Consider the following 14,585-nt stretch of genomic DNA (forward strand, 5'->3'; position numbering starts at 1 on the left):
TTCAGTGAAACTAACGCCATGAGCAACCCAAATTATCGCATTATCGCCAGCGAAGCCGATTTCATCGTGGTGGACAAAGCCCCCGGGGTGCATTTTCATAGCCAAGATGGTTCGGCCGGGTTAGTGGCGCAGCTTGAACATGATCTGAGCACCAAGCTGTATGCGGTTCATCGGCTCGATACCATGACCTCCGGCTTAATCTTGTTGGCGCGCAGTTCTGCAGCCGCGGCAGGCTTTACCGAGTTGTTCACTCAGCATCAAGTCCAAAAATACTATCTCGCCCTTGCGGCCGGTAAGCCGAAGAAAAAGCAGGGTTGGATTGTGGGCGATATGGCTAAGTCGCGTCGCGGTATGTATAAATTGCTGCGTACCACAGAAAACCCCGCCATTACCCAGTTTTTTAGCCAATCGGTTGCGGCCGGTTTACGCCTGTATCTGCTTAAACCACTCAGCGGCAAAACCCACCAATTGCGCGTCGCGCTTAACAGCATTGGCGTGCCGTTATTAGGCGATCCACTCTATGGCCCGGCCGACAGCGAACAAGACCGTGGCTACCTACATGCCTACGCGCTGCAGTTTGATTGGCAAGGACAAAGGTTTGCGTATCTGTGCCCACCGACCATCGGCGAGCAGTTCACCACCGAAGCCGTCACCCAGCAACTGCTGACGTGGCAACAACCTGCCGAGTTAGACTGGCCACATCGTTAAGCTGGCTGATTTATTGCTCACTCAAAACTGACAAGCCCAGCCTGCGATGCGCTCAGGTGCTGGGCTGCTGTTATCGCTAACTCAGGCGTCCTGCCATATTGCAGCGGCAGTCTCGTGAATCAAGCGGATCTTTTGCCATTGTTCATCAATGCTGAGCATATTGCCTGCTTCGGTCGAGGCGAAACCAGATTGTGGGCTAAGGCATTGATTTTCCGGCGGTGCAAAGTACGTTGTTTCTGCAATCTGTCAATCGAGACTGAGCACGCACCGGAGTTATTCGCACCTTTACTCGCTATTGTGTCTGTCGGCACCGTTTCCACTTGAGATCCGCGCAGCGCAGCGCTAGATTACTGCTCGAATAGCCAGTATGCATTGCCGTTTCAATTCAATTGTCTCTTTCTTCAGGAGCGCTCAAGATGCACGGTCATTATCGTGTTGTCGGCTTAAATAACATGTTGGCGTTAAGCCAGTCGATGAGCTATCCACTTCGACGAGCAGTAACCACCTACCACTGGCGACCTATCAACTACCTCTGTGCTTGGCACAAAGGGTTAGAACTTACCTGAACTCCCTGTTCGCGCTGGCCAATTTTAGCTAAGCGTTGCAAGTAAAATCTTTAAAAATCAAATTATTCAACGCACTACAATGACATTTGTGGTGTTTTTTAGTGCTCATTTATTCATAGGATTTCTATGTTAGGTAAAATCGTGGTGCTCTCTGTGTCACTGGTGGTGGGTGGCTGCGCGTCGATGGTCGAAGATTTAAGTACCAGCGTGCAGCAAAAATTTCAGCAGATGTTGGCCGATAAATTTGCCGCACAGTTAGGTGAAGGAATCGATGCTGTGATCGCAGGGCTCAGCATAGGTGGCGGCTATCTGAATGATCCATTAGTGCGTATCCTGTTGCCACCACCGCTAGGCTTGATTGCCGGGATTGCCAACGAGTTACAACAAAATCCTGAAGCCAAGTTATTAGAAACCTTAATGAACCAAGCGGCGGAACATGCTATTCCGGTCGCTGGGCCGATTTTGAAAAACATCATTACCAACATGGATGAACCGACCCTTACAGGCGTATTCAATGCGGGAAACAAGGCGGCAAGTCAATATTTGCAGCAGCAAGCGGGCGAGTTGGTCAGTAGTGCATTATTGCCAGCGATTACCGAGGAGCTGAATGCGAATGGCGCAGTGGAGTTATATGGCAAATTACTGGATGCCAAAGCGCAAGCCGATAAACTTAGCGCGACAGCGACGGAGTTACAGCAGTTGGTTACCAGCGCACAGCAATTGACCGAGCAACCGCATAACGTTGCCAAAGAGCAACTTTCACAATATGTTGCCGAACAAGCCATGGGTGGTATGTTCCGTAAGTTGGCCAAAAAGGAACTGATGATCCGTCAAGGATTACAGCTGCCACAGTCTTAAGCTCACGTAATTGAGCACGGGTTTAGCTATTAGCGTTGGTGATGGCTAAACCCTATGTTTTAATCTTTGTACATCGGCGGGTGCTATTGCGACTAAATCAACTTAGGAAAGAAGATGGAAGTTGTTGATATCGACAGATGGAAACGGAAAGAGCATTTCATGTTTTTTAAAGATATGGATTCGCCATTTTTTAATCTTTGTTTGGACCTCGATATCACGCCGCTGTACCAACATATCAAACAGCATAAGTTGCCGTTCTATCACGCGTTAATCTATTACGTGATGGCCTGCGTCAATAGCGTCGAAGCGTTTAAATATCGCTATGACAACGAAAGAGTGGTCAAGCATGATGCCCTCCATCCCTCGTTCACCGTACTGGATGGTGACGATGAGCTATTTAAAATTATCACCGTGCTCAACACCGATAACTTCCAGCAATTTATCAGTGACAGCCGTGACCAAGCCAGCACGCAAACCAGCATCATCGATGCGCAACGGCAACAACGCAGCGACCTTGTCTATATCACCTCGATTCCGTGGATCAGTTTTAGCAGCATTGCGCATCCGATAACTTTGGCGAAGTTTGATGCCGTGACGCGCATCGCTTGGGGCAAGTACAAAAAGGAGCAGGGCAAAGTGCTGCTGCCGTTTTCGGTGCAAGCGCACCATGCGTTTATTGATGGCATTCATATTGGCAAGTTAACTGAGGCTATTGAGCGCAATATGGCGCGGCTGGCGGAGATTTTTGGCTAACGTTTTTGCGGGGTTGTATCGCTGCGCTATGACGAATTGCATCACTGCGTGATGGCAACCTGCGGTTGGAAAGATTTATCGCTACGCGATTGCAAACTGCGTTTGCTAACGTCGTGGAACTACTCGTTCCACACCAGAGGACAAGGGGACTGGACGGCCTCGTCCCCTTGTCAAACCCCATGCCGCCCCACGGCGCTAAACGCTACGGCGCTTCTGGTTTGCCATTTTCGCAAATCGCTCTGATTCGCGGTCCCTCGCTCACCATCGCTTCTCGATATCCATATCTCGATTGCTCAATGCCTGCCCAAAGCACCTACGCAGCGCCGAAGGGGAACTGGTGTCGCCTGCAGTCGTGAGTAGGCTTTGGACATTTTCGAGTTAAAGCATTAACTCTAACTTGTCAGTTTCAGATAAAAATTTCTATGGGGTAACGCCCAGATAAACAGCTTGTTATGCTTACTAATCACCAAAGTATCGGACAATCTCTTTGGTGTGGGGCTGGAGGCTAGATACCTCTGGCTACCCGATTATAAGCCGGAAAAGCACTAATCTTCTGGCTGCACCTTTCTATTCTGATACTTTCGTTTTATATCATTTATTCTTGTTGTTAATGTCCATGAAGCGCTTTCAGTCAGAAAAGTATCAAGTTTCGAGTAATTATCATTGAAACTTTGATTAAAAGTCCCCGGGGTTGACTGAACTAAGTCACGCATGATGAAACACAGATATTGATGAACGGTATACCATCGACTAATTTCAACAACGTTTATAGACTTTACCGCTGTGGTTGTTGCAGTATTTTCTTTTGTATTTTTTGAATTTAGTGCACAAACCCATTGACCATGTGCAATTTTATTTCTAATTGTCTGAGGGCTTTCGATATAAGTGGTAATTATATCTAACAAATGATTCCTCTTATTCGAAATATTGCTATCAACTTTGAAGTCACCTACTTTACTCAAAGCTATATCAAGCATGCATTTCCACTTGTCTACGATAGAACTTTTTTTATTTACCTTTTGTATTTCTGAGTATAAAAAACCATTGGGTGTATGAAGAATTTGGAGGAATTGCGCTTCAGATAATGAACTATAAAGAAGAGAATAAAAGTTGGTTTTTATTCCAACTTTAAAATCATCACCTTTTAATAAGTGATAATTAATATCCATCGTTAGATTTTTCTCCACTTTTTTCAAATGGCGAACGTTTCTGCTTTGGATCTTGAAGAGTTCTTTGATCTCAGAGTCGGTCATTACAACCTCAAATATAGATGGTGGGGGGGCGGGAATCGAACCCGCCTCTCCATTTTAACTACAAGTAGTTAAAATGGCGCATTAGGCCTAACTATGCTACCCCATGGATATGAATCGCCTCGATATTATATAAAAATAACTGATGAGACAATACATTAAAGTAAAAACGGCTTATAGCGCCTAGCACAACGGCGCCAAAATAAGTGCAGCGTTTTTGGCGTCCGGCACCCAGAGGGTGGCGTATTGCTGCCACTTGTTAGGCCCTTCATTCCAGCGTGCGATATATAAAGGTAAAAATTTCTTGCTGAGACACGACTGGATAGCTGTCATGCCCCTCATCATCACCAACGTAGTTCCTAAACTCATCGCAATAATGTTCAAGATTGATTACAAATGATGTTGGCGCGCTAGCTGAAATCAATTCTCTCATACGAAATTCATCTGATGGATCAAGCAGGTATTCATTAGTAACAGGATGCGGCCTAGCATGTGCTCGTAAAAACGTTTCTTTTTTATAGCGATGTAACTGAGCCGCTCCTCTAACGACCTTTCCATGCTTCTGAAATACCTTTTCGATAATTTCTGAGTGTAAACTAGCCAATTGATAACAACACCTCAAAAAGTAAGGCAAACGAATATCTGGTCTATTTATTTCTTTTTGATTGTAAAGAAAATCATTGAAAGGCATTTGGTACGAGTAATACTCCCTAGCGTACTTTAAAACTTCAAACATTTCTTTAATTTTTCCGTTCACTATATATGGCTTAGCATTGGAAAATGTCGAATAAAATACATTAATAAGCTTCGAGTGAGTGATTTCAGATAATGACTCCAATTTTTCATCTGGCAGCAAGTACACGTTAGCTAGCAATGCATGAAACAATGAATAGTATGACAAGAAATAGAAGGCAGACCATGAGTTTGATTTTTTGGCTGATTGCGATTCCATATAAAATGCTGCAGATGTAAAAACTTCTTTCAGAGACTTGCTTGTTCGAACATCCCAGTCAATAACTGTCTTAGCTTTGCTCCCTTTAAACACTCGCGTGTACTTTTCAATCCACTGAGAATGATAGCGGTGTATATCCTTCTCATTCATTAATTTTCTGTTTAAATGAGAGAAGTTGCTGACCGAGTACTGTGAATATTCTTCAAATGGCATATTCTACCTTCTTAGCGTAGCTGGCTCCGCGTGCATTGGATTGTTAGGCTAAATTTATGGCTGCGTAGGTGCCTGTGGTAAAGTTGTACGATGCTTGGTACTCCTAATTCGCCATATGTATACACTAAATCCACTCATGGTTGTTCCATAAACTCGCTGAGTTACAAAACGGCGTGGACATGGAGATTGGTAGTAACTAGAAAACTCATCACAGGCTTCACGTTGCGGAGCGGACAGAGATGTTACATCGACTGTTTTATCGTGGCTATTTACAAAATCTAGGAACTCAGAAAAGAAATCAACTCTACCGCCGCCACTACCCAGGTTTGCTTGTGAGTTTTGGAAGTTACACGCAAAGCTAGTTTCGTCACCCGCTACAAGGAAATACCGATAGACGTGCTGGGATTCTGCATTTCGCAGTGCCTCAAGCCTTAGCATGTCATCGACTACCCGTTGCTTGTCAAAGGGTCCCTCGCCTACCCATTTTAATTCGAAGGCAGTTGTAAGCCGATTTTTATCTTTGCTAGAAAGGCAGAAATCGATTTGACGCGGACGACCACGTCTCCCCGCAAGATTTAGATTAGGGTGGTCTACTTCAGAATCGAGAGGCCCAGAGTGATGTTGAAGCAAATATTCACCAATCGGCTGGCTTAGGTAATGTTCAGACATGAGCGTCCCGCGGCCACAAAGGCTTTGAAAGCAGAGCCAATGTAGAACGGCGGATCCAAGATCGTTAACTCGTTTCATGTCCATAATCCTCGGGGGGCCTAACGCTTAGTTTTGGGGTATCCGGAGCGCAGCGTAGGATGTCCCAGCCACGATAGCGGCGATCAAAAACGACTTGTTACATGACGATGCCATAGCGATTACTCATTTGTTTAATTTGTTCTTTGTGCTGATCTAAAAGAGGGATTATCAGCAATGCCTCTTTGCCGCCGCGTTTAAGTGTGTCTACAACCGCCTCTGGATTGCTAAATCGCTCAAGGAATGGCAGTCCTTTTTGGTTAAAATATTCAAATAGCTCTCTAGCGGAGGATTTTGCTTCTGAGGCATTAGATACTGGAAACCTATGCTGCCCACTTCCTACTATATTCCCAAGTTCTGCGCCAACTATGCATATACGCTCCTTACCCGATTTAAACTCAACTGCCACGTCACCGACTGCATCAAAATCACTGGTGTGATTTACGCAGGAGATATGGAAAAGCCATATAACACCATTTTCGCTTTTTCTAAACTCGCGGTAACTTTTAACGAATTTCCAACTAGGAAGAAGGGTTTTTAATTCTTCAATAAATAAATTTTGCAGTTCAGATACTTTCATAGCATGTAACAGCTTATTAGTGCGCATGCGTATTTATCTTGTTGGACCAGTCAAAACGCGCACAGTTAACTATTTGTATATCAGCATTTTACTAAATTCACCATCTGGAAAAACGCGCACGCGCGTTTCCCAAACCTATTATCTAACCCATAGGTTTTATAATTAAATGATTTTAATGATATTTTCTCAAATTGAAATGTGAAATCGCGCACGAAGTTGGGATAAAAACAGTCATGATTTCAATATGACTGTATGCCCGTCCAGCTTTTAGGCATTGCACGAAATGGCATCTGGGTTCCCCGTTGCCAAGGGCGAATCTAAGCCATCGATTGAAGTCCACTCCACAGCGAGGTTTAACGCAGTCTACAGAATCGGTGGCGCTTCACACCAACTGGAATCGTTCATAGTGGCTCAAAAGGAGGGACGACTGGTTGTGGCACTGATACCAAGAAGAACTCCGAACATTGGGTTAATTCCCATGAGAAAATCACTTGCGATAAAAATGGCTGTAAAAACTAATTATTTTATGTGGTTTATGAAGGGCACCATGTTGTGCCCTGTTCTTTTTAAGATTGAATGGTGAATTCGCCAGCTTAAAGATGAGCATCTTTAACGTAGCCACTACTTAGCATTACTAAAATTTGGTCAAATGGACACGAGTTTGGCTGCCCCCTGCTTGGTCTGAAACTCGTTATGGGGCAAAGATGACTTTGCATTGAGAATTAAAACGAACTCAAAACTAACAGGTGTACTCCGTGAATTCCCTGCACATGCAGACTTGTGGCCGTCGCCAGCATGGATGCTGGCGTCGAGCATACAGGGATTGTACTCGCTGCGTGCCACAAGGCTGCGTGTGCATAAGCCTGCGGCAGGCAATTAACTGCAAAAGTTATGTGAATGCCGCACGATGATTCGTGGAAAACCTGACGACCAACCAACACCCAAAAGTAGCGCCTAAAGCGCTACTTTTTCAAAGATTGCGATTGCGTGATTATCGCCTGAATCACCTTTTTCCTTTGTACTTTCAAGCCCTGAAAATCCCCATTTGGCCACGGATAGTAAACTCGTGGGCGTTTAAAGCGGGCGATTTTGGAAGCGAGAAACTCGGTAAGTTCTGTCTCTGGTAGCAAACTGCCATTACGAGTTTTGAGGATGGCGGAAGGCAATAGGCCAAACTCGTCATTGGCTTCACCAAATACGATGGCGTCGAGAATTTGCGGGTGGAGCTTGAGTGCGGCTTCAACCTCTTCGGGCTGAATGTTCTCACCGCCGCAGATGAACATGTTGTCGCTGCGACCTTGTATGTGCAGTTGGCCGTGGTCATCAAAGTAGCCGCGGTCTTTGGTGCAAAACCAGCCGTCAGCGTCGGTATCGCGTACCAAACTCCCATCCGCTTGCAGATAGCCTAAAAACAGCGTGGCACCTTTAACCCAAATCTCGCCGTCACGAATACACAGCTCGCGATTAGGCAGCAATTCACCGCTGCCGGGAATATGCGCGGCACTGGTGGTTATTTGCGAACCCATTTCGGTCATGCCATAGCTGGTAAAAGCGCGAATCCCCATTTGCTGCAATGCGTCGGTCAGCTCGCGGCCAATTGCACCACCGCCAAGTAATAAGCAGCGCACATTGGTTAGGCTTGCTGGTGAATCTGCTGATAATCTTTGTAACTGGGTAGCTACAAGCGACAAATGACTGATGGGATCACGCTGTAGCTGGTCACTGAGGGGGAGTGTGTCGTCAACCATGATGATGGCTGCACCACTGAGGGCACAGCGATTCACAATCGCTAGTCCACCGATATGAAACAGTGGCAGCGATAGCAGCCAACCATCGTTTTCGCTGAGTGCTATCCGCTGCAAACTGCCTTCTGCATTCGCGATATGGTTGCTGAGCGAATGTACTGCTCCCTTTGGCACGCCCGATGAACCTGAGGTCAGCAATAGGTTGACTGGCTTATCAATCTCAATATCTGGAATGGTATTGTTTTGTGATGCTAACGAATTAACGGCCAAATCAGTGAAATTGGGCGATAGGCGCTGTACTTTGAATGAATTATCCGCTGACCACAGCGTATTTCGATTGTCGTCTGGGCACCACAGCGTGTTGATACTGAGGCGCTGCATAATTTCCTGCAATTGCAGATCAGGAAACTTGGGCGACAGTGGGCAAAACAGCAGGCCGCGATCCACGCAGGCCCAATACAGCAACACCATTTCAACGCAGTTACTGGCGACGATGCCGAGCTTATCACCGGCTTTTAGCCCTTGGTCGCTCAGCCATTGGCCGAGGGCGAGCACTTGTTGCGACAGCTGTTGGTAGTTGGTGACTTGGGTGCCGCTGCGCAGCGCGATGGCATTGGGCGCGGCGGCAGCGGTGTGATGCAGTGGTGAAACGGACAAGTTATTTCCTAACGCTAAATACGGGGGTGAGCGAATCAAACGCTAAACAGGTTTTATCCCCATAAGGCTCAATCAGCGCTTTGGTGAATGGGTTGACGGTATCAACCCCTGGAGTGTCATCCGGCGTCAACGCGGCGGCAATGCGCAGAATATCGGCGATGCCCAAGGTGGATTCAATTGATGAACTCAGTACGCAGCGCAGGCCGAGATTATGGGCTTGGTCAATCAGCTTTTGCAGTTTAGGCAGGCTACCGCACAACATAGGTTTGATCACCAAGGCGCGTAAGCCGCTGTCGTAAGCGTCTTCTGCCGGTTCAAAATCGGGATGACGGCCTAAGGTTTCATCTAGGGCGAACGGTACGCCGGTAGAGGCAAATAGGGCGCGGTTTTTCTGCCATTGGCGACAAGGTTCTTCAATGTATTCAATGGCGTTTTTCGGCAAACAGGCACAGAAAGCTTCTGCTTCTTCAAACTCAAACCCTTGGTTGGCGTCGAGGCGCAACTTCACTTCTGGGCGCAGCTCTTGCACCAGATGGATCAGCTTTAACTCTTCCGCCATGTTGGTTTGCGCCACTTTGATTTTAACCCGATGGATATTGGTCGGAATGGTCGACAAACGTTGGCGCAGCATCACTTCGGGCTCGCCTTCGCGCGGCACGATCAATGGCACGGGTTCAAATGGGGTGTGATGCACTGGCAGTTGGTTGTTGATTTTGGCCGACAACAAGCTCAAACCCCAAGCGACCGAGGCGAGTTTGGTCAGCTCGGCGGCGCTATCGAGATCGAGCGTGCCTTCAATGATGGCTTGCAGCAGATTTTGTAATTCAGCGGCAGCTTGGTCGAGGGTTTCCAGACTAAAGCCGTTAATATCACTGCCGTCGCGGTCAAGGCCGCTTAGGGGTGCGATTTCCACATAGTAATCTTGCTCATTGGCACGAGCTTGCAGGATCAATCCTTGGCGCAACTCAATCCGTTGCTTGCCGACAGGCAGCGCGCTATCTAAAGGAATTCGGTAGCGTGCAAGGCTAAAAGACTCAAGCGTCATTCATTTTCTCCGCAAAATCGTTCAAAGCTGGCTGCAGTTGCGCCAGAAACGCCACTGGATTGCCCTTGTGACAGTTGTGACCCACCGCGTCGATTGCATGCAAGCGCAATTCAGGTGCTTGCTGCTGCCAGCGTTGGGCAAGGGCCGTAAACTTGGCATCTCGAGTGCCATAATAATAGTGTACCGCGCAGGTTAACTGTGACGGCAGTTGCCATAATGGCTGCTGCAGTGCCAGCGATGTACCGGCATACATAGCTAACAGTGACGCGGGGTCTTGTTGTGCGCGTTGAGCAATCAAGGTTTGCCGTTGTTGCTCGCTTAGATCGGCAAACACCGCTTGCTGATACCAGAGCGCGAGAAAGTCACTCATGGAAAGTTGTGCAAGTCGTTGTTGCCACAGCTGATCATTGCTGGCGCGTTGCTCTCGCTCTGCCTCAGTGACTAAGCCGGGATGACAAGATTCAAGCTGTAAACTGAGCAGATGCTGCGGATATTCCGCCGCCAGATGCAACGCTATCCTGCCTCCTAGCGAATATCCCAGCAAGTGGAATTGCTCAATACCGAGAGCTAACACAGATTGTTGCACCAGCGTAGCGCACTCCGTAAAGGCGGGCGAGTGTTGCAAGGTGTGTTGGCTCTGGCCGTGGCCGGGCAAATCAACCGTGATGCAATAAAATGTTTGGCTCAAGCGAGCGAGCAGCGGTTGCCAATCGGCACCACTGCCCAAAAAACCATGCAACAGCACTAACGCTGGCTGCTGCGGATCACCATAGCATTGGCAATGCAGCATCAGCTTTGCCTGACCCATTGGCCAATGGCGGCGATTTGATCGCTGGCTTGGTTAGCGGCCACTTTGACTTCAATCACCGAGGCGCCGGCGTAATCAAGCGCATCTTCGTAGGCTTCAACAAATCCAGTTAAATCATCCACCTGATTGTAGGGCAGACCAAACATGGCACTGCCGTAACCGAACTCTAGGCCGTGGCCAAGTCGATAATAGCGTTGGCGCACTTGGTCATCGGGCACCGGCAGAATATTGAAAATGCTGCCGCCATCGTTATTGAGGATCACAATGACCAAGGGGCTATTGGCTTGGCGTGCCAAGGCCAATGAGTTGAGATCATGCAGCGCCGAAACATCGCCAATCACCAATGTGGTCGGTTTGCCTTGATGGGCGGCAATGCCACAGCTGGTGGCAATCAAGCCATCAATCCCCGACGCGCCACGGTTGGTGTAGGTGGTGGCGGGCGTGCTGCTGATAGGCGCAAACATATCGTACAAGCGCACCGGCAGGCTGTTACCAATAAACAGCTGTTGGCTGCCGGGGCGAGTGCGAGCGATTTGGCGCACCACTTGCGCTTCACCAAAACTGCTGTGGTCAATCTGCTGGCTAAACAACTGTTCCAAGGCTTCGTTTTGGGTAACTAACGGCAACGCCCAATGGGCAGATGAGGATCGAGGCCAATCTAACTCACTGATTTGGCTAAGCTCGGCCATGATGACCTGTTTGGCGTTGTGGCTTGGGTCCAGCCGTTGTTGCTGCGGTAACACTTGCCAGTAGCTGTGCCATGATTGTTCGGCCAGATAGTTGATCAACCGTTTTGACAGCAAGCGGCCACCAAACAGCAACACTCGATCGGCCTGTTGCAGCAGCGATTTGGCGTGAGGCTGTTGCAGCAGTTGGTCGATATTGCCAATGGCGGCGGGGTGTTGTCGCAGTTGCGATTGCGCATCGGTCAGTAAGGGCCAGCCGAGTTTATTGGCCAGCGCTACCAGTTGCTCGGGTTGCTCATCCGCATCGAGTGTACCGGCAATAATCACCCCTTTACCGTGGACAAAACGGCTGAGGGCATCTTTGGTTGGCAACTGGGCAAACTGTGCCTTGGCAAACTGAATATAGGGTCGTGCATCGCTGAGCCAGCTTTGCGCTGCATCGCGATACAGTTGCAGTGCTAATGGCAGTGGATCATGCAGCGGCTTCAACAATTGCTGCGGATACAAAGGCTCACGATACATACAGTTGATATGCAATGGTCCGCTCAGATTCGCTACCGCTTCATCAATGCTGCTCAGCAATACTTTGGCAGGGATGTGTAGATCTGGCGTAGGCAGATCGACTCGCTTGGCATAGTTAGCAAAAATCGCTGGCTGTACAATGGCTTGGTTCGCGCCACAACCAATCAGCTCTGGTGGTCTATCGCCAGACAGCACAATCAATGGCACCTGAGTGAGCCAAGCTTCGACGATTGCCGGATAGAGGTTCGCGACCGCAGTCCCTGAGGTGGTAATAATCGCCACCGGCGCGCGGCTGGCTTTGGCGAGCCCCAGCGCATAGAACGCCAAGCCCCGTTCATCAAAATGAAGGTGCTGTTTGAGCTTTTGTTGTTGAGAGGCTGCCAGTGTCAGCGGAGTGGAGCGTGAACCCGGAGCCATGCAGACGTGTTGTACGCCGAGCCGAGCTAATTCTTCGAGGATGATGGCACCCCAAAGCAGATTCAGCTCAGCATGGTAGTTATTATGCATAAGCGGTTACCCAATTTTGGCTGCTGAATAGTGTAACCATTTGCACGCACTGGCAAAAGCGATAAAAAGTTTACTGAGGCGGAGTTTTGCGCGCTGAGGTAACTTCGGGCTGGCGATTTCGGCTTATACCAAGCTGTTGGTGACTTGGCGGATCTGCTCTTTAAGCCAATTCAAGTCTTCATCGCTGTTGTTATTGCTACTGATCATCTCCACGGTTTTTGGGGTGGCGACGGTAAACATTCGCTGTGTTTCAACATCGGACAGGCGACAGCCATGCACCATCGGCACATCGGGCAGCAGATCGAATACCGCATGATATGGCACCAGCGCCACCGCTTGGCTCTCTTGCAAGTAAAGGAACAGTGACGACACACTGCTGATGCAGATATCGATAGTCAGTGGTATGCCGTTGGTGTGGCAGTAATCTTCAAACGGGCAGGTGCTGCGTGGATTGCAGCCGACTTCTGTTTTCACAAACGGATATTGGGCAATCCGTTCTAAGGTGATTTCGCCCTGCAGCAATGGATGCTCGCTACTGCACACCAGAAACAATTCACTCAGGGATTTGATAAATTCCACATGGAAGCTTTTTTCCACCAAGGCTTGTGCTTCTTGATGATTACCGCAGCAGATGCCCAAGGTGATCTCGCCATCGAGGATGCCTTGCAGTGAGGCGGAGTTCCACGGGTTAAAGTTGAGATGGAAATGCTTGTTATGTTCTTTAACCGCTTTCATCAGTGCTTTGGGGTACAGGTAACTTACCAGCCCAGGAATTGCCACTTCAAACCAACGTTCCTGCCCCTTATGTTGCTGACCTATATGGTTAAATCGTTGTGCGTGTTCCACAATCTCTTTGGCAATCGGGTAGATGGACTTGGCGTAATCATTGGGGATCAAACCATATTTTTTACGCTGGAATAATTCATTGCCAAATATGCTGCGACAATTATTTAAGCATCTGCTTATTTTAGACTGAGGTATATTAAGGATCTTTGATACTTGTGTGGCAGATTTATTTTCGCAAAGATTAACAATGATGAGCAGGCTCATCATGTCTAATTTTTCAAAATCGACATTTTTCATTGTTAATGTCCGCGCGCAAACATTTGTATCTGTTAAGCATAATATAAAATGCAAAAAATATAAAATAGCGCTGGATAAATATTTTTATCAGATTAAACTGTATTTTTAATATATTTTTCAGAAATCATTTACATAAATTAAAATTGTTTTTTAGCAAAATTGAAAAAGATACTTTTAACAACTGCAAAACGTATTTTTTATTTATAGATTTATGTTGTTTGAATTTTTAAAAATTCAAATTTTATCAATATCTTAGTTTTGATATCTGCCCGCCTGTCACCATCAAAAATGTGATCTAGTTCAAAAAATAAAGTGGCACTTACTCCAATACTCAAGGTGCGATAAAAACGTCGCATATTACAAAATAGAAAATGATGGTTGGAGGTAAATATGAGCATCCTATCTGTCTATCTAAGCTATGCCTTTGTGTACTTTGTTCTATTTTTAGTTGTGCCATTTGTCGTAGTCACTTTCGTTCTCACTTGTATTAAGTTCTTTCGCAATGAACATGATGTACCGTTACATGCCAGAATTAAAAACAGGCTGTTTGATAATGAAAGTTTGGGCTTTTTCAAATCACTCAAAAGCTTAACTAAAGGTCAATATGAAATTTGCAGTCATGTGCCTATGGATACAGTGGTTGAAGTTGAGCGAGATGAAGAAGAGCCTCATGGCTATCTGGACTATGTACTCATTGACCAGAACTCATCTGAAATAAAGATGATCATCAGCGATTTCAGCGATGCAGATAACAAGAGCGTACTGCCGTTACTGCGGAAGATGAACATTCGTATCATCGATATGAAACGCGATCATCCATTTGATACACAACATCTTAGCCAGGCACTCGCTGCCTAAGTTAAGTCCGTGTCGGTGGTACCTTGGGTACCACCGAGTTTTCAACTTCA

Annotated in this window: 14 protein-coding genes; 5 read left to right on the forward strand and 9 right to left on the reverse strand. The window is 47.2% G+C overall.

Annotated elements, in window-relative coordinates:
• Positions 1 to 18: 18 nt before the first annotated feature.
• The 4 genes from JYB87_RS00840 to JYB87_RS00855 all read left to right on the forward strand — a co-directional run bounded on the left by JYB87_RS00840 (position 19) and on the right by JYB87_RS00855 (position 2,885).
• The gene (locus JYB87_RS00840) at positions 19 to 708 is read left to right on the forward strand and encodes a TIGR01621 family pseudouridine synthase (protein WP_207355041.1); all 690 of its coding nucleotides are present in this window, start codon (positions 19 to 21) and stop codon (positions 706 to 708) included.
• A 416-nt stretch (positions 709 to 1,124) separates the two neighbouring features.
• Positions 1,125 to 1,274, forward strand: a complete 150-nt coding sequence (locus JYB87_RS00845) for a hypothetical protein (RefSeq protein ID WP_207355042.1) — start codon at positions 1,125 to 1,127, stop codon at positions 1,272 to 1,274.
• 126 nt (positions 1,275 to 1,400) lie between these two features.
• Positions 1,401 to 2,132, forward strand: a complete 732-nt coding sequence (locus JYB87_RS00850; RefSeq protein ID WP_207355043.1) for a DUF4197 family protein — start codon at positions 1,401 to 1,403, stop codon at positions 2,130 to 2,132.
• A 114-nt stretch (positions 2,133 to 2,246) separates the two neighbouring features.
• Entirely contained in the window at positions 2,247 to 2,885 is a 639-nt protein-coding gene (locus JYB87_RS00855; protein WP_207355044.1) for a chloramphenicol acetyltransferase, read from the forward strand.
• Between the two features lie 545 nt (positions 2,886 to 3,430).
• Here JYB87_RS00855 and JYB87_RS00860 read toward each other — a convergent pair.
• The 9 genes from JYB87_RS00860 to JYB87_RS00900 all read right to left on the reverse strand — a co-directional run bounded on the left by JYB87_RS00860 (position 3,431) and on the right by JYB87_RS00900 (position 13,677).
• A complete protein-coding gene (locus JYB87_RS00860) occupies positions 3,431 to 4,138 on the reverse strand; it encodes a hypothetical protein (protein ID WP_207355045.1) in 708 nt (235 codons plus the stop codon).
• A 265-nt stretch (positions 4,139 to 4,403) separates the two neighbouring features.
• Positions 4,404 to 5,300: a hypothetical protein gene (locus tag JYB87_RS00865; RefSeq protein WP_207355046.1), complete on the reverse strand. Its 897-nt coding sequence runs from the start codon at positions 5,298 to 5,300 to the stop codon at positions 4,404 to 4,406.
• A gap of 54 nt (positions 5,301 to 5,354) precedes the next feature.
• Positions 5,355 to 5,969, reverse strand: a complete 615-nt coding sequence (locus JYB87_RS00870) for a hypothetical protein (protein WP_207355047.1) — start codon at positions 5,967 to 5,969, stop codon at positions 5,355 to 5,357.
• Between the two features lie 175 nt (positions 5,970 to 6,144).
• Positions 6,145 to 6,624, reverse strand: a complete 480-nt coding sequence (locus JYB87_RS00875) for a hypothetical protein (RefSeq protein ID WP_207355048.1) — start codon at positions 6,622 to 6,624, stop codon at positions 6,145 to 6,147.
• A 962-nt stretch (positions 6,625 to 7,586) separates the two neighbouring features.
• Positions 7,587 to 9,026, reverse strand: coding sequence for an o-succinylbenzoate--CoA ligase (menE, locus tag JYB87_RS00880; RefSeq protein WP_228729919.1), 1,440 nt, complete (start codon positions 9,024 to 9,026; stop codon positions 7,587 to 7,589).
• A 1-nt stretch (position 9,027) separates the two neighbouring features.
• Entirely contained in the window at positions 9,028 to 10,071 is a 1,044-nt protein-coding gene (menC, locus tag JYB87_RS00885; RefSeq protein ID WP_207355049.1) for an o-succinylbenzoate synthase, read from the reverse strand.
• Positions 10,061 to 10,861 carry a 2-succinyl-6-hydroxy-2,4-cyclohexadiene-1-carboxylate synthase gene (menH, locus tag JYB87_RS00890; protein WP_207355050.1) on the reverse strand — a complete coding sequence of 267 codons (801 nt, stop codon included), beginning with the start codon at positions 10,859 to 10,861 and terminating at the stop codon, positions 10,061 to 10,063. The genes menC and menH overlap by 11 nt, the downstream gene beginning before the upstream one ends.
• Positions 10,861 to 12,594, reverse strand: a complete 1,734-nt coding sequence (menD, locus tag JYB87_RS00895) for a 2-succinyl-5-enolpyruvyl-6-hydroxy-3-cyclohexene-1-carboxylic-acid synthase (RefSeq protein WP_207355051.1) — start codon at positions 12,592 to 12,594, stop codon at positions 10,861 to 10,863. The genes menH and menD overlap by 1 nt, the downstream gene beginning before the upstream one ends.
• Before the next feature lie 123 nt (positions 12,595 to 12,717).
• Positions 12,718 to 13,677 carry a LysR family transcriptional regulator gene (locus JYB87_RS00900; protein WP_207355052.1) on the reverse strand — a complete coding sequence of 320 codons (960 nt, stop codon included), beginning with the start codon at positions 13,675 to 13,677 and terminating at the stop codon, positions 12,718 to 12,720.
• 390 nt (positions 13,678 to 14,067) lie between these two features.
• Here JYB87_RS00900 and JYB87_RS00905 point away from each other — a divergent pair, with 390 nt between their 5' ends.
• Positions 14,068 to 14,535, forward strand: a complete 468-nt coding sequence (locus tag JYB87_RS00905) for a hypothetical protein (RefSeq protein ID WP_207355053.1) — start codon at positions 14,068 to 14,070, stop codon at positions 14,533 to 14,535.
• The last annotated feature ends 50 nt before the right edge of the window (positions 14,536 to 14,585 follow it).

The organism is Shewanella avicenniae, assembly GCF_017354945.1.
Lineage (GTDB): Bacteria > Pseudomonadota > Gammaproteobacteria > Enterobacterales > Shewanellaceae > Shewanella > Shewanella avicenniae.